This is a genomic window from Caulobacter segnis (assembly GCF_019931575.1).
In the GTDB taxonomy this organism is placed as follows: domain Bacteria; phylum Pseudomonadota; class Alphaproteobacteria; order Caulobacterales; family Caulobacteraceae; genus Caulobacter; species Caulobacter segnis_C.
This window is the reverse complement of the sequence record NZ_CP082923.1, coordinates 4,231,286-4,256,505: the sequence shown is the minus strand read 5'-3', so window position 1 is coordinate 4,256,505 and position 25,220 is coordinate 4,231,286. Positions and strand designations below refer to the sequence as shown.

Sequence of the window (25,220 nt, the reverse complement as noted above, 5' to 3'; positions counted from 1 at the left end):
TCGTGAGGACCCGTCCATGCCCTTGAATCGTCGTCGCCTTCTACAGCTTTCAGGTGGCCTGGCCTTTGGCGCGGCCACGCCCGGCCAAACGGACATCGTCACCGAAGATTGGAGCGGCGACGTCGCGATCCTGCGCCAAGCTTGGGCGACGATGCACCCTGGCGTCTATCGTTACAGCTCGCCGCAAGAGATTTCGACGCGGCTGGATGGCTTGGCGCGCGCCTGGTCGACGCCAGGGTCGTTCCGCGAACGCTTTCTGGCGCTGACCCAGGTCACGGCCTCGCTCAAATGCGGCCACACCTATCCCAGCCCCTACAACAGCGGCGATGCGACGGTGGCGCGGATTTATCCGGACCGATCCCTGGTCCCGTTCCTGTTCCGCTGGATCGACGGCGCGATGGTGGTGATCCGCGACGACAGCGGCGCGGGGCTGTTTCCGCGCGGCGTCGTGATCACCGCGATCGACGGCGTCGCCAGCCAGGACCTCCTCACGCGGCTGATCCCTCTGGCTCGCGCCGACGGCTCCAACCAGGCCAAGCGCGTTAGCCTGATGGAGGCCCGCGGCGAGGATCGCTATGAGACCTTCGACATCCACCTGCCGCTGGTGCTGCCGCTGAAGGACGTCGCCGCCTTCACCCTGGCCGACGGCCGCGTGGTCCGCGCGCCGCTGCTGACCCTGGCCAACCGCCGAGCCGGCTTCTCGGCGACGGTCGAGGTCGCCAAGGACGCCAATCCCTGGACGCTGAGCAAGGGCGAGGATGGCGTGCATCGTCTAACCATGCCCGGCTGGGCGCTTTACGAGTCCGGCTTCGACTGGCGAACCTGGCTGGGCGGGGTGATGGATGACCTGACGGGTGATGGCGCGCGCGGCCTGATCGTCGACCTGTGCGGCAACGAGGGTGGCCTCGACTGCGGGAACGTGATCATCAGCCGCCTTGTCGATCGCGATCTGGCGTTGTCTCGCGACCAGCGCTGGACCCGCTATCGCACCGCGCCAGAGGCCTTGCATCCCTATCTGAAGACCTGGGACCGAGGCTTCCTGGACTGGGGCGAGGCGGCGGCGCCCTCCCGGGAGCGCCCCGGTTTCTACCGGCTGACGCGGTATGACGACGACGGCAAGACCGGCCTCATCCGGCCCGAGGGGCGCCGGTTCAAGGGGCGGGTGGCGGTGCTGTGCGACGCCTCCAACAGCTCGGCCACCTTCGGCTTCGACCAGACCTGCAAGGATAACGGCTTGGCGACGCTGGTGGGCCAGACCACCGGCGGAAACCGGCGCGGCATCAATGGCGGCGCCTTCTTCTTCCTGAACCTGCCGACCTCGCGGCTTGAAGTGGATCTGCCGCTGATCGCCAGCTTTCCCGTGACCCCTCAACCCGACGCGGCCATCGAACCCGAAATCGCCGTGGCCACGACGGCGAGAGACATCGCCGCCGGCCGGGATCCGCAAATGTTGGCGGCGACGGATTTTCTCCTGGGGCGGCGGGCGCTCGGCTAGGCGCGGGGTTCCAGCTCCATATAGGGCTCGCCGTGGTCATTGGCGTCTTCAGCCCGACTGGCCACTCCATTCTCGCAGGTCGAGGCGACCATCACCCTGATGGCCCGGTAGCGAATCCCGACCTTCACGCTCATGCAGGTGGTCGGCAGGTCGGCGCCGCTCATCTTCACCCATTTGCTGGAGTTGAAGGAGATCACCCCGGGAAGAAGGCTGTCATCGCCCTTCTCGGCGGCCTCCTTGGCCATGGCGTCCAGCATGTCGTCGATTTCGTCGCGCTTCATTGGGGCGACCTAGGACGATTCCGCTGGTCGAGCGTCCGCCGGCGGTCATTCATCCCCAGCTGTTCCGCGGCGCGGCGCCAAAACCTGGGGACGGAACAGTTCTAGTCGCGCTGACGCAGGCGACGATGGATATCCGTCGCGGCGATGGCCGCCTCGGCCCCGGCGACGGCGATCTGGTTCAGGCCGCGCACGACATCGCCGGCCGCGTAGAGGCCGTCAATCGAAGTCTCCTGATGGGCGTTGACCAGGAGATTGCCGTCCTGGTCGTGGGCCGCGCCCCATCGAACCGCGAGGCGACTTTGCATCTCGCAACCCAGCGCCAGATAGAGGCAATCGAAGCGCTTGTCCGGACCCGAGGCCGAGGCGAGATCGACGGCGCCTTGGCCCAGCGTAATCTGTGGAAGTTCTACTTCGAGGACCTCGACTCCTGCGCGCGCCAGGGCCGGGCGCAGGGTCAGTGTCTCGGCCGCGCCCAGATGCAGCAGCGTCACCCGCTCGGAGTAGGTGGTCATGAACAGCGCCTCGCGGCCGCCCAGGTCGCCGTCGCCGAGCACGGCGATGCGCTGATCAATGGCTTCGAAGGCGTCGCAGATCGGACAGATGCGGACCAGGGCCGAGCGGATCGCCGCCTCCACGCCGGCCAGGTCCGGCGTCCTGTCCACGATGCCAGTGGCCATCAGGACGTAGCGCGCGGTGACCGCCGCCGCCCCTTCTTCGAGCGTCAGTACGAAGCCGTCCTCGGCGGGCCTCAAGGTCTCGGCGCGGGCGGCGCGGATCTCGGCGCCGTAGCGAGCGGCCTGGTCGCGAAGGCGGGCGAGCAGGGCAGGGCCGCCGATGCCCTGAGGAAAGCCCGGCGTGTTGTGGCTTTCGGGAATCCAGTCGGCTCGCGAAGGACCGCCATCGAGGATCAGGGTCCTTCGCCGAAAACGCCCCAGATAGGTGGCGGCGGTGAGGCCCGCCGGACCCGCGCCGATGATGATCACGTCGAACGGCGGCACGGTTTTTCTCCAGGACGGCCCTAGGGGCATGGACAGCTCGTCGAACGGCCGGCGTCGTCGCTAGGCCAGCGTCCTCACCTTCGGCTCTCGGTCCCAGAACCGCTTGGCCGCCGCGGCGATGAAATCGTCGCCCAGACCGACCACGCCCTCGTCCGGCTCGACGCCCGCCTTGTCCAGCAAGGGCTTGGCCGCGTCGCTCGCGCCGATGGCCTTCAGGTGGCCGAAGGCGTCCATGACGAACTGCACCGCGGCGGCCTCCTTCAGCAGGGCCGCGCAGCCCTCCTCGGACAGAACGAGCGCGACGGCGTCGACGGTCACCGACGGGGTCCCGGCCAGCTGGCCGTCGGCGGGGATCAGGGTCCCGTCCGCGCCCTTGGCCCCGCCGATCTTCGGCGCGATGACCTTGGCGACCGCCCCGGCCTTCTTGAGCGCGGCCTTCAGCGTGTCGACCGCCTTCGCGTCCGAACCGTCGGCGATCAAGACGCCGATGACGTGGCCTTTGATGTCCTGCGGCGCACGCGGGCCATTGACGATGCGCAGGGCTGGTGACGGCTCGAGGTCCTGGAGCGGCGCGGAGGTCTTCGAGGCCTTGGGCACGGGCATGTTGAGGCCCGCGCCGACACGCTTGGCCAGGTCCGGATCGACATTGACCAGGTTCGACATCATCCGCGTGCGCACCGCCTCGATCCCGACCTTCGAGAGTTCGAACACCAGGGCCGAGGCCAGGTGGGCCTGCTCGGCCGGATCCAGCGAGCGGAAGAACAGGCGCGCCTGGCTGTAGTGGTCGGCGAAGCTCTCGGGCCGGATGCGCAGCTTGTCGCCTTGCTCGGCCGCGCCGTCCGCGGCGGGAAAGGTCCTGAAGCCGGTGACCGGACACTCGCGCGGGCCGCCTTCCTCGCCCGCCGTCTCGGACAGGCTGTTGGGCTCGTAGTTGGCGCGGCCCTTGGGCTGCAGCATTTGCATCATGCCGTCGCGCTGGAAGTTCATCACCGGGCACTTGGGCGCGTTGATCGGGATCTGATGGAAGTTGCTGGTCCCCAGCCGGCTCTTCTGAGTGTCGAGGTACGAGAACAGTCGCCCCTGCAGCAGCGGGTCGTTGGTGAAGTCGACGCCCGGCACGATATTGCCGGGGCAATAGGCGGCCTGCTCGGTCTCGGCGAAGAAGTTGTCGGGCCAGCGGTCCAGCACCATCCGCCCGACAAGGCGCACCGGCAGCACTTCCTCGGGGATGATCTTGGTCGGGTCCAGCACGTCGAACGGCAGGCTGTCGGCGAAGGCCTGGTCGAAGGCCTGGATGCCCAGCTCCCATTCGGGGAAGTCGCCGCGCTGGATGGCCTCGAACAGGTCGCGGCGCTGGAAGTCCGGATCGGCGCCGGCGATCTTCACCGCCTCGTCCCAGATCGTCGAGGCCACGCCCTGCTTGGGCTTCCAGTGGAACTTGACGAAGGTGGACTTGCCCTGGGCGTTGACGAGCCGGAAGGTGTGGACGCCGAAGCCCTCCATGGTTCGCAGGCTGCGCGGGATGGTCCGGTCGCTCATCGCCCACATGATCATGTGGGTGCTCTCGGGCATCAGGCTTATGAAGTCCCAGAAGGTGTCATGGGCGCTGGCGGCCTGCGGATAGCCGCGATCGGCCTCCATCTTCACCGCGTGGACCAGGTCCGGGAACTTCATGGCGTCCTGGATGAAGAACACGGGGATGTTGTTGCCGACGAGATCCCAGTTGCCTTCCTGGGTGTAGAATTTCACCGCGAAGCCGCGCACGTCGCGGGGCGTGTCGACGCTGCCCGCGCCGCCGGCCACGGTGGAGAAGCGGGTGAAGACCGGGGTCTTCTCGCCAGGCCGTTGGAAGAGGTCCGCCTTGGTGATGTCGGCCAGGCTCTCATAGACCTCGAAGAAGCCGTGCGCCGCCGAGCCACGCGCGTGGACAATCCGCTCCGGGATCCGCTCGTGGTCGAAATGGAAGATCTTCTCCCGCAGGACGAAGTCTTCCAGCAGGACCGGGCCGCGCTCGCCCGACTTCAGCTGGTTCTGGTTGTCGGAGACGCGGACGCCCTGGTTGGTGGTCAGGTGGCCCTCCGGGGCGTGCGGACCCTTTTCCGGGACCCGCTGATGGGTCTCGTCGCCGTTGCCGCGTTCGGTGGTGAAGGTCTCTTTCGCCGTAGACATCTCGTAACTCCCGCGCGGCCGCAAATGGCTGACGGCCAAACCCCGCGCCGAGATCATTGGTTCCTCTCTCAATGCGTGTGTCGGCTCTACGACTTGGCTCCGGCCGTGGCCCGGTTCGAGGAGGGGGACTGAACTTAGCCGTGGCTTCGGCGTTGAATTGCTGGGGGTGGCGGCGCGTCGTCTGCGGAGCAAGCATGTCTGAAGCCAAGGTCGAGAGTCGTGTCAGCACCGGAGTGCCGGGGCTCGACGACATCCTGGGCGGCGGCCTGACGCGCGATCGCATCTATCTGGTCGAGGGCACGCCGGGCTCGGGCAAGACCACCCTGGCGCTGCAGTTCCTGCTCAAGGGCCGCGAGCTGGGCGAGAGCGGGCTCTACATCACCCTGTCGGAGACCGAGCCGGAGCTGAAGGCCGCCGCCGCCAGTCACGGCTGGTCGCTGGACGGCATCGACCTGTTCGAACTGGTCAGCGAAGAGGGCCTGGACCCCGATAGCGAGCAGTCGGTGCTGCACCCGTCCGACGTCGAGCTGGGCGAGACCACGCGCGGGGTGATGAAGCAGGTCGAGGAAACCAAGCCGCTCCGCGTGGTGTTCGACAGCCTGTCGGAGATGCGGCTGCTGGCCCAGAATCCGCTGCGCCACCGTCGCCAGATCCTGGCGCTGAAGCACTTCTTCGCCACCCGTCGATGCACGGTCCTGCTGCTCGACGACCAGACGGCCGAGGATGGCGACCTGCAGCTGCACAGCATCGCCCACGGGGTGATCAGCCTGCGACGGATGACCCAGGAATACGGCGCCCAGCGCCGCCAGCTGGAAGTGGTCAAGATGCGGGGCATCAAGTTCCGCGGCGGCTTCCACGACTTCTCGCTCGACACCGGCGGCATCCAGGTGTTCGAGCGCCTGGTGGCGGCCGACCATCCGGCGACCTTCGCCCAGGAGATTGTGTCGACCGGCGCGCCGGGCATAGACGCGCTGATGGGCGGCGGTCTGACGCGCGGCACCAACACCCTGATCAGCGGCCCCTCGGGCGTGGGCAAGACCACCACCTCGGTGCGCTGCGCCCTGACCGCGCTCGAACGCGGCGAGACGGTCGCCTACTATCTGTTCGACGAAGGCCTGACGACCCTGCTGACGCGCTCGAAGGCGCTGGGCATGGACCTGCAGCCCCATATCGACAGCGGCCGACTGGTCGTGCGCGCCATCGATCCGGCCGAGCTGTCGCCCGGCGAGTTCGCGTTCCACGTCCGCGACGCGGTGGAGCGCCTGGGCGCGCGGACAGTCGTGATCGACAGCCTCAACGCCTATCTCCAGGCCATGCCGGGACAGAAGTTCCTGCTGCTGCAGATGCACGAGCTGCTGACCTACCTCAACCAGCAGGGCGTCGTGACGCTACTGATCCTGGGCCAGCACGGTTTCATCGGCGAGGTTCGCAGCGACATCGACCTTAGCTACCTCAGCGACGGCATCCTGCTATTCCGCTTCTTTGAGGCGGCCGGCTCAGTGCTGACGGCCGTCTCGGCGGTCAAGAGCCGCACGGCCGAACACGAGAAGACCATCCGAGAAATCCGCCTGACCGGGCACGGCATCGAGGTTGGCCAGGCGCTGACCGACTTTCAGGGCGTGATGTCTGGTTTGCCGTCCTACCAGGGCAAGATCGGGATGCTGGGCGAGGAGAACAATCGGCCTGCGGATGCCTAAGCCGATCCTCATCCTGGCGCCGCGCGGGCGCGACGCGATGGTCATCGCCGAAACCCTGACCCATGTCGGTCACGCCTCGCAGATTTGCGCCGACCTCGGGACGCTGACGCGGGCGCTGGGTGACGAGGCTGGCGCGGCGATCTTGACCGAAGAGGCGCTGGCTCAGGGGGCTACCGACGCCCTGACCGACTGGCTGGCCCACCAGCCGACCTGGTCGGACTTCCCGTTCATCGTGCTGGTCACCAAGCAGCCTGGAAAGCGGGCCCTCGCTGACGCGGAACGTCTCAAGGCGATCGGCAACATCGTGCTGTTGGAACGGCCGATCAACGCCGAGACCCTGATCAGCGCCGCCCATTCGGCGATCCGCGCCCGCCATCGCCAGTACGTAGCCCGCGACCACCTGCACGCCCAATCCAAGGCCGAGGAGCAACTGCGCTTTGCCTTGGAGGCCGGCAAGCTGGGCGAGTGGGACCTCGATGTCGACAGCGGCGTTCTGACCACTTCGGTGGCGACACGCGCGCATTTCGGACACGAACCGGATCAGCCGCTGACCATGGCCGGTATCGAGGCCGTCGTGCATCCGGAAGACGAGGCTCTGCGCGCGCGCGCCGTGGACGCGTCCATTGGGTTTGGTGAGGACTACGACGTCGAGTATCGGATCTTCTGGCCGGATGGCTCGCTGCACTGGGTGCAGGTGCGCGGCCGGCTCAACCGACTTCAGACCGGCGAGCCGCGCCGGATATCGGGGGTCAGCCTCGACATCACGGGGCGCAAGACCGCCGAGGCCGAGTTGCGGCTGCTCAACGAGACGCTTGAAGAGCGCATCGCCGACAGCGTTCGCGACCTCCAGCGCGCCAACCAGCGCCTGCTGGCCGAAATCAGCGAGCGCGAGCAGGCCCAGGCCGCCCTGGTCCAGGCCCAGAAGATGGACGCCATCGGTCAGTTGACCGGCGGCATCGCCCACGACTTCAACAACCTGCTGACCGCCATCGTCGGCAATATCGACATGATCGAGCGGCGCAGCGACGACGAACGGATCAAGCGCATGGCCGCCAACGCCCGCGAGGGTGTCGAGCGCGCCACCAAGCTGACCGCGCAGCTGCTGGCTTTCTCGCGCAGCCAGCAACTGGACCTGCAGCCCGTCGAGGTCGACGCGCTGATCGCCGGCATGGACGATCTCCTGACCCGCACTCTTGGTCACACAGTCGAGGTTCGCACGGCGCTGGGCGCTGGCGCGGCACGGGCCAAGGCCGACGCCAACCAGCTGGAGCTAGCGGTGCTGAACCTCGCCATCAACGCCCGCGACGCCATGGGCGACGGCGGCGCGGTGACCATCTCGAGCCGGATCTCCGACGAATGGCATGAAGGCCTGCAACCTGGCGACCACGTCGTCATCGCCGTCAGCGACACCGGTCACGGCATCCCTGAAGAGCTGCTGCAGAAGGTGTTCGACCCCTTCTTCACGACCAAGAGCGTGGGCAAGGGGACGGGGCTGGGTCTCAGCCAGGTCTATGGCATCGCCACCCAGTCGGGCGGCACGGTGCGGATCGACAGCACCGTCGGCGTCGGGACCACGATCGAGATCTGGCTGCCGGTCACCGAGGCCGACGATCGTATCCGGCCCAGCGACATCCCACTGAACGAGACCCCGCTCAGCGAAGGCGAACGCGTCTTGGTGATCGACGACGATCCGAGCGTCCGTCGGTTCCTGGTCCAGTGCCTGCGCTCGCTGGGCTACCGCGTCACCGAGGCGTCGGGCGGGCAGGAGGGGCTGGCGCGCCTGCTCGAGGATCGTCCCGACCTGATGGTCGTCGACTTCGCCATGCCCGGCATGGACGGCGCCCAGGTCGCCCGGCAGGCGCGGCGGGTCATTCCAGCACTCGGCATGTTGCTGATCACCGGCTACGCCGACGCAAGCGCCATCCGGGAACTGGTCAATTCCGAAGCGGTGCTCCGCAAGCCATTCAAGGTCAGCGACCTAGCGGTCGCTGTCCGCAAGGCGTTGGGCGAACAAGTCGTCGTCGGGTAGCTCTCCAATTCTGAGTGTCCGTGGTTCGATCCCCCGCAGGCACGTCCCGGCGACGCCGCGCGCGCATCCCTCAATTCCGCCTGTCCATGCCTCCCGTCGCCGCTTTGAGCGGCGCCCGGCGTCCGTGGCGGAATGATGTTATAGGTATATCGTATAAGATATTTGACATAAATTGTATAATCGTGCCTCCTCCCCTCGAGGCGCGGTCGATGTGGGCCGCGCGGCGGAGGGGAGAGCCATGACCAACAGGCAGGTGCGATTAGATCTTTTGGCGGGAGCGGCGTCGGTCGCCGTCCTGTCGTTCCTGGCCGGAGCGCCGGCCGCTTTCGCCCAGGACGTCGCGAGGGCCGAAGAGCCCGCGACGCTGGACGCGGTGGTGGTGACGGGCTCGCGCATCAAGCGGCCGAACCTGGTCTCAGCCAGCCCGATGACCGTCGTGGGCAGCGACGAGGTCAAGTTCCAGGGCGCGACGTCGATCGACAGCGTGCTGAACCGCCTGCCGCAGTTCACCGCCGATTCCAACGAGAACGGCTCGAACGGCTCTGACGGCACCGCGCGCGTGAACCTGCGCAACATGGGCTCCAGCCGCGTGCTGGTGCTGGTCGACGGCCAGCGCATGCTGCCGACCGAGACGGCCGACGTGAACTTCATCCCCAGCGCCCTGGTCGACCGGGTCGACGTGGTGACCGGCGGCGCCTCGGCGGTCTACGGCTCGGACGCCGTGTCGGGCGTGGTCAACTTCATCCTGAAGAAGAACCTGAACGGCCTGCGCTTCGACGCCCAGTACAGCCTGGCCCAGCACACCAACGACAACGCCTATCCGCGGTCGCTGATCACCCAGGCCAACTACAAGCTGCCCGAGAAGCACGTGCGCGACGGCGAGAAGATCGACGTCAACCTGGCCATCGGCATGAACGCGCCGAACGGCAAGGGCAACGTCACCTTCTATGTCGGCTATCGCGAGATGAAGCCGGTCACCCAGGACACGCGCGACTACTCGGCCTGCGGCCTGAACCTGACGGGGACGAACAACAACGCCCTGGTCTGCGGCGGCTCCAGCAACAACGAATACGGCCTGTTCACCCTGCTCAGCGGCCCGAACGCCGGCCAGACGCTGAACAACACCAAGGACGGGGCCAAGACCTGGGTCCCGTACAACAACTCGTTCCTCTACAACTACGCGCCGACCAACTACATCCAGCGCTCGGACGCCCGCTACACGGCCGGCGCCTTCGCCCACTACGAGGTGAACAAGGCCGCCGAGATCTACGGCAGCGTCATGTTCATGGACGATCACACCTTCTCGCAGGCCGCGCCGTCGGCCCTGTTCCAGGGCACGACGTTCAAGGTCAACTGCAACAACCCGCTGATGTCGGCCTCGCAGGCGGCGACCATGTGCGGCTCGGCCGCCGGGACCGACGTCAACCAGGACGTCTTCATCGGCTACCGCCTGACCGGCCCGGGCAGCAGCCCGCGTCGTGACGACCTGCGCCACACCGACTATCGGGTGAACCTGGGCTCGCGCGGCGAGATCGCGTCGGGCTGGACCTATGACGCCAGCTTCCTGTTCTCGACCGTCATCCTGGACGAGAGCTACAAGAACAACGTCGACAACGCCAAGGCGATGAAGGCGCTGCAGGTGGTCAATGTGGGCGGGGTGGCGACCTGCAAGTCGGTGATCGACGGCACCGACCCCAACTGCGTGCCGATCGACGTCTTCAAGTACCAGGGCCTCAGCGCGGCCGCCTACAAGTACCTCTACGCGCCGACCTACACCCACGGCGTCCAGCGCGAGAAGGTGCTGAGCGCCAACGTCAACGGCGACCTGGGCCAATACGGGATCAAGAGCCCGTGGGCCAGCGACGGCGCGGCCCTGGCCTTCGGCGTCGAGCACCGCCGCGAGGAGCTGAAGTTCGAAGCCGACGCCCTGGCCCAGGCCGGCGGCACCAAGGAGAACAACGGCGCCTTCAGCGTCAACGAGGCCTATGGCGAACTGGACCTGCCGCTGGTGCAAGACGCCCCGTTCATCAAGACCCTGTCAGTGAACGCCGGCTACCGGACCTCGGACTACAACTACCTCGACAAGCGGGTCTCGACCTACAAGGTCGAGCTGCAGTACGCGCCGACCTCGGATATCCGCTTCCGCGCCAGCTACAACCGCGCGGTGCGGGCGGCCAATATCAGCGAGCTGTTCGCGCCCCAGGGCCTGGGTAATGTCGCGGCCGTCGACCCCTGCTCGGGTCCGACGCCCAAGGCCAGCGCCGCGGCCTGCGCCCTGACCGGCGTCACCGCCGCCCAGTACGGCAAGATCCCGGACTGCCCGGCCGAGACCTGCGTCACGCAAGGCGGCGGCAACCCGAACCTGAAGCCGGAAGTGGCCGACACCCGCACCGCCGGCTTCGTGCTGACCCCGCGCTTCCTGCCGGGCTTCTCGATGTCGGTCGACTACTTCGACATCTATGTCGACAAATACATCGGCTCGGTCGACGCCCCGACCGTGATCAACCAGTGCGTCCAGACCAGCAATCCGTACTTCTGCGGCCTGTTCCACCGCGACCCGACCTCGGGCGTCCTGTTCGGCGATCGCGGCTACATCATCGCGACCAACCAGAACACCGGCTACCTGCAGACCTCGGGCATCGACTTCACCGGCAACTATCGCTGGGACCTGTCGTCGCTGGGCAATCTCGGCGACGTCGACGTCAGCTTTGTCGGCACCTACCTCAACAGCCGCAAGATCGAGCAGCTGCCGGGCCTCGGCTCGTATAACTGCAAGGGCCTGTTCGGCCCGACCTGCGGCCAGCCCAACCCCGGCTGGCGTCACCAGATGCGCGTGACCTGGAACCTGCCCTGGGTCGCCGCCTCGCTGTCGGCCAACTGGCGCTATTTCGGGTCGACCGACCTGTCCAGCAACAACAGCAACCCGTTCCTGCAGGGCGACTACGTCGAGATCAACAAGAAGATCAAGGCGTACAACTACATCGACCTGGCCGCGAACTGGAAGGTGCGCGAGCAGCTGACCCTGCGCGCGGGCATGAACAACCTGTTCGACAAGGATCCGCCGGTGATCGCCGCCGGGCTGCTCAGCTCGTTCGGCAACGGCAACACCTACCCCGGCGTCTACGACCCCATGGGTCGGACGATGTTCGTGGGTCTGACCATGGACTTCTAGGTCCGTGGCCACGGGGGACCGGTCAGCCCCGGTCCCCGTTCTTCCCCGGAAACTGTAAGAGCCGTCCATGCCCCGCGTGGACGGCTTCTTTTTGTTTGGGGCTTGGATGCGGTTCAAGAAAATCCGCCTTCCTAGGCCTTGTGCCTAGGACCCGGGGATCGGCCGGGCTCAGCGCTGACGGTCGGGCGCCGTCGGCGTGGGCGCGCCAAGCCGCGCTTCAAAGCGAGCGGAAGGCTGGGTCCTAGGCACAAGGCCTAGGAAGGCAGGGGTGTGTGGTGTCGCGGAGCGGTGAGGCGCCTACCCCGCGTTCGCCGCGTCCTCGGCGTTCAGGGTCTCGTCCGAGCCGTGCGACCAGCGCTTGAGGATGGGGGACAGGGCCAGGAACAGCAGGCCCAAGGCCATGGCGATGCCGCCGATCCAGTTGAAGACGGTCAGCGAGCGGGCCAGGGCCGCGCCGGGGTCCAGCACCTGGCCGCCGACGGTCTCGGTGGCGGTCAGGCCGGCGACGAAGCCGCCGACCGTGTTGGCGATCGACACGGCCATGAACCAGACGGCCATCACGAACGAGACCAGCGAGGCGGGCGACAGCTTGGTCATCTGCGACAGGCCCACCGGCGACAGGCACAGCTCGCCGGTGGTGTGCAGCAGGTACATCAGCAGCAGGAAGATCAACGGCGTGCGGAAGGCCCCGTCGGCCAGGGGCGCGCCCAGCTGCAGCACGAAGAAGCCCGCCCCGACCTGCAGCAAGGCCAGGCCGAACTTGACCACAGGGTTAAGGTCCTTGCCGCGCGCGCCCAGCCAGGTCCACAGCCAGGCGAAGACCGGGGCGAAGACCAGCAGCCAGCCCGAGGCCAGCCCTTGGGTCTGGGCGGCGTTGAACGTGGTGTCGATCCAGAAGGTGGCGTGGCGGTCGAGGCCGGCGGCGGCCAGTTGCTCGGGCGTGGCCAGGGTGATCGCCCCGCCCAGCAGCCGCACCGGCTGGGCCACCAGGTCCAGCTGGACGTTGGTGGCGGCGTAGAGGTTCAGCGACGAGCCGGCCTGGTCGAACAGGGTCCAGAAGATCACCGCGCCGAAGATCAGGAACAGGGCCAGGGCCAGGCGCTCGCGCTCGACCTTGCCGCAGCGGGCGAACATGAACCACAGCACATAGCCCAGCGAGCCGATCATGCCGGCGACCAGGATGCCGCTGACCGCCGCCGTGCGCCGCACCAGGAAGAAGGTGGCCACCACGCCCAGTAGCGACAGGCCGTAGATCAGGGTCTCACGGCTGATCGCGCCCAGCACCGGCTGGCGCAGCAAGGCCGGATCCGGCGGCTCGGCCTTGCCCTGCAGCAGCGGCTTGCCCAGCATGAAGACGACGAAGCCGGCCAGCATGCCCAGGCCCGCCAGGCCGAAGCCCGCCCACCAGCCGACCGTCACCCCCAGCAGGCCGCACAGCAGCGAGGCCCAGAACGAGCCCAGGTTGATGCCGTAGTAGTAGAGGGTGAAGCCCGGGTCGCGGCGCGGATCGCCTTGCGGATAGAGCTGGCCGACGATGGTCGAGATGTTGGGCTTCAGATAGCCGACGCCGACGATGATCAGCGACAGGGCCAGCCACAGGACGTTCAGATAGACCGGGTCGCGGCCGGCGACGTCCAGCTTGTACTGGCCCTTGGGCAGCACCGACGGGATCGCCGCGCCCGCCGGCAGGTCCTCGACCACGAAGTCGCCGGACTTGGCCGCCGAGACCGCGTAGGGCTTGCCTTCGACCACCAGTTTCGAGACCCGGCCCTCGCCGCGCCCCTCGGTGACGAAGGCGTAGGTGTGGCCGCCATAGGCCAGGGTCTGGGTCGCGGGCTTGCCCTCGATGGCCATGGTCATGTGGCCGGCGATCAGCAGCAGGGCCCCGAACACCACGGCCTTGCGCGTGCCCAGATAGCGGTCGGCCACGAAGCCGCCGATCAGCGGCAGCAGGTAGACCAGCGAGATGTACGCGCCGTAGTGGGCCGCCGCCGTCTTGGGATCGAACAGGAAGTGCTGCGTCAGGTAGAAGATCAGGATGGCCCGCATGCCGTAGTAGGAGAAGCGCTCCCACATCTCGGCGAAGAACAGGATGAGCAGCCCCCGGGGGTGGTCGCGCAGCAGCTGCAGCAGGACCGGAACGCCTGTCGCCAGGGTGACCAGGACGCCCAGGGCGATGACGATGTTCATGGGGTCAGCCTTAAAGGTTCGCGGGACGTCGGGAGCGCGGGAAACCCGCTCAGTTCGGCTTCAGGACGACCGTGGTCGGCGTGGCGGCCAGGGGCAGGGCGTAGGCCCCGCGCTCCAGGGCCGCGCCGACGGGACGGTAGGGACGCTTGCCCGGCGTGGCGGCCTCGACGATCAGCCGCGCGGTCGCCGTCGTGGCGTCCCTGGCGGCCAGGGTCAGGGTCAGCTCGCCGGTGGCTGGGCGGTATTCGGCGGCGTCGATCTTGCCGGCCTCCAGGGTCAGCCAGGCGCCGGCCGGAGCCACGAACAGGCGCGAACGGGCCCCGTCCTTTGGCGCGATCCGCACCACGCCCGGCTTCTGAGTGACCTCGCCGCCGAAGCCCAGCCAGCCGAAGGTCGGGTGGTCCACCAGATAGGTCGCCGCCGCGTAGGCGTGGCCGAAGAAGCCCATGCCGTAGTCGCCGCTGTAGGCGTCCCAGGCCATCATGTCCGGGGCCGAGTGGAAGGCGGCCGACGAGAAGCCCTCCTGGTCGATATTGGTGATCCCGCCCATCAGCCCGCCATAGGCCACGCGCAGCAGGTGGAAGTCGGCCGGATTGGCGCGATAGGCGTCAAGCAGCGGCACGGCGTTCAGGGTCGAGCCGTAGTGGTGGATCTGCCGCTCGATGCGCGGGACCTTGCCGCCGTACAGGAAGTCCCAGTAGCGGCGGGCGTTGCCGTTGTAGCCCCAGCTGGGGATCGTCGGGTCATAGGCCAGGATCACCTCGCGGGTCTCGTCGGCCTGCGGCTGGTGGCCGAAGAACCGCATCCAGGCATAGACCTCGGCCTGGCCGGTGGAGTCCCAGGCCATCTCGCTGCCGAACGGATAGGGCAGGGTCTTCCAGTGGTCGGCGCGCGCCTTCATCAGCGCCTCGACCTGGTCGGCCTGGGCGGTCATGCCCTCGCGGCGCAGGTCCTTGAGGATGTCGACGAAGACGTCGCCCTCCATCTGGCCGAACTCGGCGTAGTAGGGGGCGTCGCGCATCATCGCCACGACCGTGGCGTGGGCATGGTCCAGGTACCAGCGCCAGTCGTGGTTCCGGACCAGGCCCTCGTGATTGCGGGCCAGGCGGTAGAGCACCCAGTGGGCGATGGCGACGTGGGGGTAGTTGTAGGACCGGCCCAGGTCCTCGGAATCCTTCTTCGACCACGAGGCCCAGGTCGTCCAGTCCAGCTTGGGGTCGTAATAGGACGGCAGGGCGGCGGGGTCGTAGTAGAACAGGCTCTTGCGCACCGCCCCGGCTTGCGGGCCGTCGGCGACCTGCAGGCGGCCGACGAGAGTCTCGTCCACCATCCGCTCCAGCTTGGCGACCTCGGCGGCGTCCGGATTGTCCAGCTGCTTGCTGAAGGCCGCCACCCAGCTGCCCGCGCCGCCCTCGTCGCTGAGGCCGGCGATCCACACCCGCTGGTCCTGGGTGACGATCTTGTCGGCCTGGCGGTCATAGGTCATGACGCTGGGACCCCGCTTGAAGGGGTCGGCCGGGTCCTCGAACCACTGCTTGGTTGTCGAGAACCGGCCCAGGTCGGCCATCACCTGGTCCAGCGGCTTGGTGATGAAGTACGGGATCGCCTGCACCTGCCCGTCGGCATAGGTGATCGACAGCGTCGCCCGGCCCCAGCCCGAGGCCTTGATCGCATAGCGGGCCCAGCCAGTTCCGGTCTTCACCGGCGTCGCGGTCAGGGCGCCGGCCGGCAGGCTCTCGATCCTGGCCACCGGCTTGGGCGACTTCAGGAACAGCGACAGCGTCTGGTCGGTCGGCGCGACATAGCCCGGGACGCCGACGGCGACCGGACGGCCGCTGGCGACGAGCGTGTCCTCGATCGCCCGGATCGACGGCGAGGTGACCAGGCGCACGCCGACGACGCGGCTGGCGCCGGGGGCCAGGGTGAAGCTGGTCGGCGGGTTCCAGGGCTGGCCCGCGCCCTTCCAGTCCTGCTCGGCGAAGGCCTTGCTGGCGATCGTCCAGTCGTAGAAGCCTTCCGAGGTCTGGGCGCGCTTGCTGCGGTCGGTGAAGATGTCGCCGGGCTTGGCGGCCGGGCTGCCCGCCTGCTGGATCGGGCGATAGGCTTCCAGTGGGGTCGCCGTCTCGGGCAGGACCAGCAGGGCGGGACCCTTGCCGTTCAGGCGGGTCACCTGCAGGTAGCCGGCGTCGCGGCCGATATAGGGATCGACGAAGCTGGCCTGGGCGTGGGCCTCCTCCAGCGAGCGATCGGTGATGATGTTGTCGAACACCATCGGCAGGCCCAGGCCCCCGACCTCGACGGGCTGCTTGGAGGTGTTGGTCAGCACGAAGCGCAGGACGAGGCCGCCGCGCTCAGAAACCCAGCGCCGTTCGATCCGCAGCGGCGAGTCCGGACCCAGCGAGGCGGTGATGTCGGCCGCCGCCAGCACCGCGCCGCCGGCGGGCAGGGGGCGGATCGGCCGGCGCTGGTGGGCCGAGCTGAAGTCCCGCCAGGCGCCGCCGGGCGTCCTGACCCGCAGGTGGATGTCGCCGACATGGACATAGCCATCGCCGGCCCGCTCGGCCTCGCGTCCGCCCGGGGTGAAGTCGAAGGCCGGCTCGCCGACCGGCGACAGCCGCGCCAGGGTCTGGGTGTCGGTCCGCAGGTCCAGCTGGAACTGGGCGGTGCGATAGGCGGTCCTGGCGATCGGCGGATAGACCGGCTTGGCCGGCGCGGCGGCGGGCGTCTCGGCGCGCGCCAAGTTCAGGGCCAGCGGCGTCGTGGCCAGCAGCAGGGCCGTCAGGGCCAGCGGGCGAAGGTTCGTCATCTGGTCCTCGTCGGCGCACGGGCGTCAAAAAAGCGTCGCGACAGCACAGCCGCTCGTCTCGGCGGCGTCAAGAAAATTATACGATATAAGATTCAGCGCCCTCAAGCGCTCGCGTTGCGGGCGGATGGCTTCCGTCACGGTTGAGATTGACGCCCCGCCGTAAACCAGTCACCTTAAGATCGTATACATTATCAAGTAGGGGTATTGCCCATGGCGACTCGTCGGGACCTGATGCTGACCGCCGCGGCCTTCGCCGCTTCCCCGGTCGCCAGCTGGGCGGCGCCGTCCGCCGGTCTGCCGCTCAAGGCCAAGCCCCTGCCGCTGTCGTCGGTGCGCCTGCTGCCCTCGCCCTACGCGACCGCCGTCGAGGCCAACCGGGCCTATCTCTTGCAGCTCAGCCCCGACCGCCTGCTTCACAACTTCATGACCTTCGCCGGCCTGCCGGCCAAGGGCGAGCTGTATGGCGGCTGGGAAGGCGACACCATCGCCGGCCACACCCTGGGTCACTACCTGTCGGCCCTGGTCGTGATGTACGAGCAGACCGGTGACGCCGAGTGCCGCCGCCGCGCCGACTACATCGTCGCCGAACTGGCCCGCGCCCAGGCCAAGCGCGGCACCGGCTATGTCGGCGCCCTCCAGCGCAAGCGGAAGGACGGCAAGGTCGTCGACGGCGAGGAGATCTTCGGCGAGGTCATGAAGGGCGAGATCCGCTCGGGCGGCTTCGACCTGAACGGCTCGTGGTCGCCGCTCTACACCGTGCACAAGGTCTTCGCCGGCCTGCTGGACGTGCACCAGGCCTGGGGCAACGCCCAGGCGCTGCAGGTCGCCATCGGTCTGGCCGGCTATTTCGAGCGGGTGTTCGCCGCCCTGGACGACGCCCAGATGCAGACCCTGCTGGGCTGCGAGTATGGCGGCCTGAACGAGAGCTACGCCGAGCTCTACGCCCGCACGGGCGACAAGCGCTGGCTGGCGGTGGCCGAGCGGATTTACGACCGCAAGGTGCTGGATCCCCTAGTCGCCCAGCGCGACGAGCTGGCCAACATCCACGCCAACACCCAGGTGCCCAAGCTGATCGGCCTGGCGCGCCTCTACGAGCTGACCGGCAAGACCCAGGACGCCGACGCGGCGAAGTTCTTCTGGCGCACAGTCACCCAGCGCCACAGCTACGTCATCGGCGGCAACGCCGACCGCGAATACTTCTCGGCCCCCGACACCATCGCCGCCCACATCAGCGAGCAGACCTGCGAGCACTGCAACACCTACAACATGCTGAAGCTGACCCGTCAGCTGTACAGCTGGAAGCCGGACGGGGCGCTGTTCGACTATTACGAGCGCGCCCACCTGAACCACGTGATGGCGGCGCAGAACCCCAAGACCGGCGGCTTCACCTATATGACGCCGCTGCTGACCGGGGCGGGGCGCGAGTTCTCGAACCCGGCCGATGATCCGTTCTGGTGCTGCGTCGGCACGGGCATGGAAGCCCACGCCAAGCACGGCGAGTCGATCTTCTGGGAAGGCGAGGGGGCCCTGCTGGTCAACCTCTACATTCCCGCCGAGGCGCAGTGGAAAGCCCGCGGCGCGGCCCTGAAGCTGGAGACCCGCTATCCGTACGAGCCGGAGTCGCGCCTGACCCTGACCAGCCTGGCCGAGCCGGGCCGCTTCACCGTGGCCCTGCGGGTCCCGGCCTGGGCCGGCCAGGGCGTCAAGGTCGGCGTCAACGGCAAGGCCTTCGCGCCGAAGCTGGCCGGCGGCTACGCCCTGGTCGAGCGGGCCTGGAAGGCTGGCGACGTCGTCACGATCAGCCTGCCTCTGGATCTGCGCCTGGAGTCCGCGCCGGGCGACGCCGGCGCCGTGGCGGTGTTGCGTGGCCCGATGGTGCTGGCCGCCGATCTCGGCCCGGTCGCCACGCCGTGGCAGGGTGTCGATCCGGCCATGGTCGGCGAGAACCTGCTGGGCCGCTTCCAGCCGGTGGCGGCGGAGAAGGCGACCTATGTGGCGCGCGGGATCATGCGGCCGACGGACCTGACCTTCGTCCCGTTCTACAGCCAGTACGAGCGCCGCAGCGCCGTCTATTTCCGCCGCTTCACCGAGGACGCCTGGAAGACCGAGGAGGCCGCGTTCCTGGCCGAGCAGGCGCATCTGAAGGACATCAGCGCCCGGTCGGTCGACGTCATGCACCTGGGCGAGATGCAGCCCGAGCGCGACCACAACCTGACCTCCGAGATCTCGTACCCGGTGGCCTATCGCAACCGCAACGGCCGGGACGCCCGCTCCGGAGGCTTCTTCGAGTTCGACATGAAGGTTCGGCCCGGCCCGCTGATCCTGCAGGCCACCTATTGGGGCGAGGAGCGCAAGCGCCAGTTCGACATCCTGGTCGACGGGGTGCGGATCGCCACCCAGCAGCTGCAGGCCGACCATCCGGGCAAGTTCTTCGACGTCGAATATCCGGTGCCCGAGGCCCTGACCCAGGGCAAGACCAAGGTCCGGGTGCGGTTCGCCCCGCCCGAGCGCAACACGGCCGGCCCGGTGTTCGGCGTGCGCCTGTTCACGGCTCAACCCGTCAGCAAGCCGGTCGCATGAGCGTGACGCCGGATGCCGACGCCGTCCGGCTGTCGCTGGACGAGGCCCGGAGCCTGGCGCGGCGGGTGCTGAGCGCGGCGGGCTTGTCGCGGGCCCATGTCGATCCGGTCGCCGAGACCATGGTCGCGGGCGAGCGGGACGGCTGCGCCTCGCATGGCCTCTATCGCCTGCTGGTGGCCGCCGACAGCATCGCCAAGGGCGTGGTGTCGGTCGACGCCGCCCCGGTGCTGGACGAGCCGGCCCCGGCCCTGGCGCGGGTGGACGGCGGCGGCGGCTTCGCCCAGCTGGCTTTCGAGCGCGGCCGGCCGCTGCTGGTCGAGAAGACGCGGCGGTTCGGGATCGCCGCCCTGGCCCTGAACAACGTCGTCCACTTCGCCGCCCTGTGGCCCGAGGTCGAGGCCCTGGCCCGCGATGGCCTGGTCGCCCTGGCGTTCACCCCCAGCCACGCCTGGGTCGCGCCCGAGGGTGGGACTAGGCCGGTGTTCGGCACCAATCCGATCGCCTTCGGCTGGCCTCGGCCGGGCCGGCATCCGTTCGTCTTCGACTTCGCCACCAGCGCCACGGCGCGCGGCGAGATCGAGCTGCGCCGCCGCGCCGGCCAGGCCGTGCCGGCCGACTGGGGCTATGACGCCGACGGCGCCGCGACCACGGTGGCCGAGGAGGTCCTGGCCGGGGCCATGCGCACCTTCGGCGGCCACAAGGGCTCGGCCCTGGCGGCGATGGTCGAGCTGCTGGCCGGCCCCCTGATCGGCGACCTGACCAGCCAGGAATCGCTGGACGCCGACGCCGGCCGAAAGGGCTCGCCGCTGGGCGGGGAGCTGATTGTCGCCCTGGATCCGGCCGGCTTCCTGGGCGCGGCCGCCGGCCAGCACCTGGCGCGGGCCGAGACGCTGTTCGAGGCCATCCAGGCCCAGGGCGCGCGCCTGCCCTCGCAGCGCCGCTACGCCGCCCGCGCGGTCAGCGAGCGCGAGGGCGTGACGATCCCGGCGGCCCTGCACCGCGACATTCTCAAGCTGCTCGAACGGAAGGACTAGCCATGCGTCGCAACGGGCTCTTCGACACGGCCGTGATCTGCGTCCTGGCGGCGGCGACGTTGTCGGCGACGCCCGTCCTGGCCGCGCCCTCGGCCGACCAGCGCTTCGGCGCCATCGCCGACGGCGAATACGCCTGGCGCAGGGCCCAGATGGGCCCCAGCGAGGATGGTCCGAAGTCCGAACGCTTCAAGCTTCCCGACGTCGGCGCGAAGGTCCAGGCCGAGCGCCTGGCCCGCTGGACCGAAGTCTCGAAACAGCTGGCCGCGATCCCGGTCGCCAAGCTGTCGAAGACCAACCAGGTCAACTACGCCGTCTACAAGGGCCAGATAGACGCCCTGCTGGCCGAGCAGCGCTACCGCGAATACGAAAAGCCGCTGAACGCCGACAGCAGCTTTTGGGGCGACGTCGCCGAGTCGGCGCGCGACAGCCTGCTGACCGAGGCGGACTATCGCGGCTACCTGGCCATGCTGCGCGACATGCCGCGCTACTACGACCAGCAGATCGTCAACATGAGGGCCGGCCTGAAGCGCGGCTTCACCCCGCCGCAGATCACCCTGCAGGGCCGCGACGCCGGGGTGGCCCTGGTCGCCGAGGCGCCGACGCCGCAGGCTTCGCCGTTCTACGCGCCGTTCAAGACCATGCCGGCGGTGATCCCGGCCGAGGCCCAGGCCGCCCTGCGCCGCGAGGCCGCCGAGGCGATCTCCCAGGCGGTGGTCCCGGCCCACGCCCGCCTGCGGGCCTTCCTCCGCGACGAATACATCCCCGGCGCCCGGCGCGAGCTGGCCGCCTACGCCCTGCCGGACGGCCAGGCCTATTACCGCTCCAAGGTCGCCGAGTTCACCACCACCGATCTCAGCCCCGAGCAGATCCACCAGATCGGCCTCACCGAGGTGGCCAAGATCCGGGCCCGGATGCTGGACGTGATGAAGGAGGTCAAGTTCGAGGGCGACCTGCCGGCCTTCCTGACCTATCTGCGCACCGATCCGCGCTTCTACGCCAAGACCCCGCAGGACCTGCTGGACCGCGCGGCCTGGAACGCCAAGCGTTTCGACGGCGTGGCCTCGCAATGGTTCGGCCGCCTGCCGCGCAGCCGCTTCGCCATTCGCCCGGTGCCGGACGAGATCGCGCCGTTCTACACCGGCGGGCGCGGCGGGCCGGGGATCTACCTGGTCAACACCTACAACCTGCCGTCCCGGCCGCTGTACTCGCAGATGGCCCTGACCCTGCACGAGAGCGCGCCGGGCCACGCCTTCCAAATGCCGCTGGCCGCCGAGAACAAGGGTCTGCCGGCCTATCGCCGCGACACCTACCTGTCGGCCTATGGCGAGGGCTGGGCGCTGTACAGCGAGGCGCTGGGCGAGGACATGGGCCTGTACGACACGCCCTACGACCGCTTCGGCATGCTCAGCTACCAGATGTGGCGGGCCGCGCGGCTGGTGGTCGACACCGGCCTGCACACCAAGGGCTGGACCCGCGAGCAGGCCCAGAAATACCTGCACGACAACACCGCCATGGCCGACCACGAGATCCAGACCGAGGTCGACCGCTACATCGCCTGGCCGGGCCAGGCCCTGTCCTACTACATGGGCATGCTGGCCTTCGTGGACGCCCGCCATCGGGCCGAGAAGGCGCTGGGGCCGAAGTTCAACATCCGCGCCTTCCACGACGCGGTGCTTGAGCTGGGCTCGGTGCCGCTGCCGGTCATCGACGCCCGCGTCGACCAGCTGATCGCCGACGGCGGCAAGGGCCCCTATCCCGATGTGGAGTGAGGCCCCGCCCGTCGCGATCCACGCGCCGGGCAACCCTATCCTGGCGGACGGCCGTTCCTACTCGACCGATCCCGCGCCGGTGGTGGTCGGCGACACCCTGTGGATCCTGGCCGGCCGCGACGAGGCCGCGCCGGACGTCGACGACTTCATCATGAACGAGTGGCAGGCGCTGGCGACCAAGGACCCCGCGTCCGGCGACTGGACGCACTACCCCGCCATCGCCCGGCCCGAGGCGGTGTTCGCCTGGGCCGAGCCCGGCCGCGCCTATGCCGGCCAGATCGTCCAGGGACGCGACGGGCGGTTCTGGCTCTATGCGCCGGTGCTGCAGAAGGCCGATCAGAGCAAGGACCGGTTCGCCATCGGCGTGGCCGTCGCCGACGCGCCCAACGGCCCGTGGACCGACGCCCATCCGGCCGGACCGATCATCTCGCAGGCGGTTCCGGAGCCCAACACCATCCAGAACATCGACCCGACGGTGCTGATCGACGACGACGGCCGGGTCTATATCTACTGGGGCACGTTCGGGCGGCTGCGCGGCCTGGAGCTGGCCGCCGACATGGTCACGCCCAAGGGGCCGGAACAGACGATCACCGGCCTGGATGGCTTCTTCGAGGCCCCGTGGCTGATGAAGCGCAAGGGCGTCTACTACCTGCTCTATGCCGGCAACAAGGTGGGGACGGACTGCACGCCGGCGCTCTATCACGCCTGCATCGCCTATGGGACGGCGACCTCGCCGCTGGGGCCCTGGACCTATCGCGGGGTGATCCTCAAGCCCGTGTCCTCGACCACCTCCCACGCGGGCGCAGTCGAATTCAAGGGGCGGTGGTGGCTGGCCTATCACACCGCCGACGCTATCGGGGGCGGCCACTTCCGGCGCAGCGTGGCGATCGACCCGATGGCCTTCGACGACAAGGTCAGCCCGCCGACCATCCTGCCCGTGATCCCGACCCGGCGGCCCGCGCCGCCGCCCCCGCCCAGCCGCGACATCGCCGGCCGAGCGACCGCGACGGCCTCGAACGTCTCGATCCCGGTGCGATACTGGATCAAGGCGCTGAACGACGGGATCGTGCGGCCGACGCCCTTGCCGCCCGACCTGTGGGCCGCCGAGCCCGGCCCGACCCAGCAGTGGCTGGAGTACCGCTTCGACAAGCCGGTGACCCTGGACGGCGCGCGCATGCGCTTCTGGGCCGATCCGTCGGCCGGGGTCGCCGCGCCCAAGGCCTGGCGGATGGAATACTGGAACGACGGCTGGACGCCGGTGCGCGATCCCCGGGGCTTCGGAACCGGCGTCGACGCCTTCCAGTCGGCCCGCTTCGCGCCGGTGACCACCCGCTGCGTGCGCGCCGTGTTCGAGACCGCCGGCGCCGGCGTGGCCGTGCAGGAGTGGGAGGTCCTGGCCCCGAAGGTCCAGCCCGTTCGCGTCTCAACCTCGATCGCGCCGCCCTGCGACGCCAAACCCTGATGCCTGAACGGAGACACGCCATGCTGCGCGGCCTGATGACGCTTTCCCTGGGGGCCATGGTCATGGCCGCCGCGCCGGCCCAGGCCGCGACCCCGCTCGATGGCGTCTGGCTGTTCGACAAGGCGCCGTCCTATCCGGGCGTCACCATGGTCCAGCTGACCAGCCAGGGCGGCAAGCCCAAGGGCGTGGTGACCACGGCCTGGTACGGGGCGATGGAGATGCAGAACCTGGTCGTCAAGGACGGCCAGGCGACCTTCGAACTGCGCAATCTCAACGACAAGGCCCACGCCACCCGCCAGTGGACGGCGGTGCTGGACGGCCAGGCCCTGAAGCTGGCCGGGGACATCTGGTACGCCCACGCCGAGCAGACCGGCCGGCGCGGAACGGCCAAGGACGCCAAGGCCCGCGCCTTCAAGCCCACGACCCTGCCGCCGCTGGGGACCCTGGCCCCCGACGGCCAGGCGCGCACCCCGCCGATGGGCTGGAGCAGCTGGAACAAGTTCGCCGAGAACATCGACGACAAGACCGTCCGCGCCATGGCCGACGCCCTGGTCGCCACCGGCCTGCGCGACGCCGGCTACATCCACGTCAATATCGACGACGGCTGGCAGGGGGCGCGTGGCTCGGACGGGAGCTTGCGCCCCAACGCCAAGTTCCCGGACATGAAGGCCCTGGCCGACTACGTCCACGCGCGCGGCCTGAAGCTGGGCATCTACAGCGCCCCGGGGCCCCGGACCTGCGCCGGCTACGAGGGCAGCTACGGCCACGTCCAGCAGGACGCGAAGACGTTCGCCAGCTGGGGCGTCGACTATCTGAAATACGACCTGTGCTCGGGCGAGTGGTTCTACGACGACGCCGACAAGGTCCGGCGCACCTATTACGAGATGGGCGCGGCGCTGCGGGCGACGGGGCGGCCGATCGTCTATTCGCTGTGCGAGTACGGGCGCTTCGACGTCGGGGCCTGGGGGCGCGAGGTCGGCGGCCACCTGTGGCGCACGACGGGCGACATCACCGACGACTATCCGACCATGGCCAAGATCGGCTTCGACAAGAACGGCAAGGCCGAGCACGCCGGCCCCGGCGGCTGGAACGATCCGGACATGCTGGAGATCGGCAACGGCGGCATGAGCCACGACGCCTATGTCACCCACATGACCCTGTGGGCCATGTCGGCGGCGCCGCTGATGATGGGCCACGACCTGCGCCAGACCAGCCCCGAGGTGCTGAAGCTCCTGACCAACCGCGAGGTGATCGCGGTGGACCAGGATGCCCTGGGCGTCCAGGGCCAGGCGGCGCGGCGCGAGGGGACGACCGAGGTCTGGAAGAAGCCGCTGGCCGACGGCGCGGTGGCCCTGGCCCTGTTCAACCGCGGCGACGCGCCAGCGACCATCGCCGTCTCGGCGGCCGATGCGGGCTTTGCCTCGCTGGAGGGCGTGCGGGACGTGTGGGCCGGCGCGGACCTGGCGGCGACGCGGACCAGCTTCGTCGTGCCGCCGCAGGGCGCGGTGCTGCTGAAGGCGAGGGGGCGGTAGAGCCCC

General features: G+C 68.9%; 14 protein-coding genes. 9 read left to right on the top strand and 5 right to left on the bottom strand.

What is annotated here, in order from left to right; all coding sequences use genetic code 11:
* Positions 1–16 precede the first annotated feature (16 nt).
* A complete protein-coding gene (locus K8940_RS19565; RefSeq protein ID WP_223391725.1) occupies positions 17–1,495 on the top strand; it encodes a S41 family peptidase in 1,479 nt (492 codons plus the stop codon).
* On the opposite strand, the gene K8940_RS19560 is transcribed toward K8940_RS19565, so the two are convergent.
* From K8940_RS19560 to K8940_RS19550, 3 genes are all read right to left on the bottom strand, one after another.
* Positions 1,492–1,776, bottom strand: coding sequence for a hypothetical protein (locus K8940_RS19560; protein ID WP_223391724.1), 285 nt, complete (start codon positions 1,774–1,776; stop codon positions 1,492–1,494). The genes K8940_RS19565 and K8940_RS19560 overlap by 4 nt on opposite strands.
* Positions 1,777–1,877: 101 nt before the next feature.
* Complete coding sequence (locus tag K8940_RS19555) at positions 1,878–2,774, bottom strand: NAD(P)/FAD-dependent oxidoreductase (RefSeq protein WP_223391723.1); 897 nt, start codon at positions 2,772–2,774, stop codon at positions 1,878–1,880.
* A 60-nt stretch (positions 2,775–2,834) separates the two neighbouring features.
* On the bottom strand, positions 2,835–4,943 hold the full coding sequence (locus tag K8940_RS19550; protein WP_223391722.1) for a catalase: 2,109 nt from the start codon (positions 4,941–4,943) through the stop codon (positions 2,835–2,837).
* Positions 4,944–5,137: 194 nt separating this feature from the next.
* Between K8940_RS19550 and K8940_RS19545 the strand changes: the two genes are divergently transcribed.
* The 3 genes from K8940_RS19545 to K8940_RS19535 all read left to right on the top strand — a co-directional run bounded on the left by K8940_RS19545 (position 5,138) and on the right by K8940_RS19535 (position 11,841).
* Positions 5,138–6,640 (top strand): ATPase domain-containing protein, encoded by a 1,503-nt coding sequence (locus K8940_RS19545; protein WP_223391721.1) that lies wholly within the window; start codon positions 5,138–5,140, stop codon positions 6,638–6,640.
* Positions 6,633–8,669, top strand: a complete 2,037-nt coding sequence (locus K8940_RS19540; protein ID WP_223391720.1) for a PAS domain-containing hybrid sensor histidine kinase/response regulator — start codon at positions 6,633–6,635, stop codon at positions 8,667–8,669. Before K8940_RS19545 ends, K8940_RS19540 begins: the two co-directional genes overlap by 8 nt.
* 238 nt (positions 8,670–8,907) lie before the next feature.
* Positions 8,908–11,841, top strand: coding sequence for a TonB-dependent receptor domain-containing protein (locus K8940_RS19535; RefSeq protein ID WP_223391719.1), 2,934 nt, complete (start codon positions 8,908–8,910; stop codon positions 11,839–11,841).
* A gap of 297 nt (positions 11,842–12,138) precedes the next feature.
* On the opposite strand, the gene K8940_RS19530 is transcribed toward K8940_RS19535, so the two are convergent.
* Together K8940_RS19530 and K8940_RS19525 are read right to left on the bottom strand one after the other, a co-directional pair.
* Positions 12,139–14,031 (bottom strand): peptide MFS transporter, encoded by a 1,893-nt coding sequence (locus K8940_RS19530; RefSeq protein ID WP_223391718.1) that lies wholly within the window; start codon positions 14,029–14,031, stop codon positions 12,139–12,141.
* 49 nt (positions 14,032–14,080) lie between these two features.
* On the bottom strand, positions 14,081–16,837 hold the full coding sequence (locus K8940_RS19525; RefSeq protein ID WP_223391717.1) for a DUF5695 domain-containing protein: 2,757 nt from the start codon (positions 16,835–16,837) through the stop codon (positions 14,081–14,083).
* A 210-nt stretch (positions 16,838–17,047) separates the two neighbouring features.
* Here K8940_RS19525 and K8940_RS19520 point away from each other — a divergent pair, with 210 nt between their 5' ends.
* From K8940_RS19520 to K8940_RS19500, 5 genes are read left to right on the top strand one after another with little or no spacing between them, the layout of a single operon-like run.
* Complete coding sequence (locus K8940_RS19520; RefSeq protein ID WP_223391716.1) at positions 17,048–19,417, top strand: glycoside hydrolase family 127 protein; 2,370 nt, start codon at positions 17,048–17,050, stop codon at positions 19,415–19,417.
* Positions 19,414–20,451: an Ldh family oxidoreductase gene (locus tag K8940_RS19515; RefSeq protein WP_223391715.1), complete on the top strand. Its 1,038-nt coding sequence runs from the start codon at positions 19,414–19,416 to the stop codon at positions 20,449–20,451. The genes K8940_RS19520 and K8940_RS19515 overlap by 4 nt, the downstream gene beginning before the upstream one ends.
* A gap of 2 nt (positions 20,452–20,453) precedes the next feature.
* Positions 20,454–22,220, top strand: coding sequence for a DUF885 domain-containing protein (locus K8940_RS19510; RefSeq protein ID WP_223391714.1), 1,767 nt, complete (start codon positions 20,454–20,456; stop codon positions 22,218–22,220).
* Positions 22,210–23,682 (top strand): family 43 glycosylhydrolase, encoded by a 1,473-nt coding sequence (locus K8940_RS19505; RefSeq protein ID WP_223391713.1) that lies wholly within the window; start codon positions 22,210–22,212, stop codon positions 23,680–23,682. The genes K8940_RS19510 and K8940_RS19505 overlap by 11 nt, the downstream gene beginning before the upstream one ends.
* The gene (locus K8940_RS19500) at positions 23,682–25,214 is read left to right on the top strand and encodes a glycoside hydrolase family 27 protein (protein ID WP_223391712.1); all 1,533 of its coding nucleotides are present in this window, start codon (positions 23,682–23,684) and stop codon (positions 25,212–25,214) included. The genes K8940_RS19505 and K8940_RS19500 overlap by 1 nt, the downstream gene beginning before the upstream one ends.
* The last annotated feature ends 6 nt before the right edge of the window (positions 25,215–25,220 follow it).

Coding starts and splice junctions, on each gene's coding strand:
- K8940_RS19520 (WP_223391716.1), top strand. CDS start 17,048: ATGGCGACTCGTCGGGACCTGATGCTGACCGCCGCGGCCTTCGCCGCT.
- K8940_RS19560 (WP_223391724.1), bottom strand. CDS start 1,776: ATGAAGCGCGACGAAATCGACGACATGCTGGACGCCATGGCCAAGGAG.
- K8940_RS19505 (WP_223391713.1), top strand. CDS start 22,210: ATGTGGAGTGAGGCCCCGCCCGTCGCGATCCACGCGCCGGGCAACCCT.
- K8940_RS19515 (WP_223391715.1), top strand. CDS start 19,414: ATGAGCGTGACGCCGGATGCCGACGCCGTCCGGCTGTCGCTGGACGAG.
- K8940_RS19565 (WP_223391725.1), top strand. CDS start 17: ATGCCCTTGAATCGTCGTCGCCTTCTACAGCTTTCAGGTGGCCTGGCC.
- K8940_RS19550 (WP_223391722.1), bottom strand. CDS start 4,943: ATGTCTACGGCGAAAGAGACCTTCACCACCGAACGCGGCAACGGCGAC.
- K8940_RS19500 (WP_223391712.1), top strand. CDS start 23,682: ATGCCTGAACGGAGACACGCCATGCTGCGCGGCCTGATGACGCTTTCC.
- K8940_RS19530 (WP_223391718.1), bottom strand. CDS start 14,031: ATGAACATCGTCATCGCCCTGGGCGTCCTGGTCACCCTGGCGACAGGC.
- K8940_RS19510 (WP_223391714.1), top strand. CDS start 20,454: ATGCGTCGCAACGGGCTCTTCGACACGGCCGTGATCTGCGTCCTGGCG.
- K8940_RS19535 (WP_223391719.1), top strand. CDS start 8,908: ATGACCAACAGGCAGGTGCGATTAGATCTTTTGGCGGGAGCGGCGTCG.
- K8940_RS19545 (WP_223391721.1), top strand. CDS start 5,138: ATGTCTGAAGCCAAGGTCGAGAGTCGTGTCAGCACCGGAGTGCCGGGG.
- K8940_RS19525 (WP_223391717.1), bottom strand. CDS start 16,837: ATGACGAACCTTCGCCCGCTGGCCCTGACGGCCCTGCTGCTGGCCACG.
- K8940_RS19540 (WP_223391720.1), top strand. CDS start 6,633: ATGCCTAAGCCGATCCTCATCCTGGCGCCGCGCGGGCGCGACGCGATG.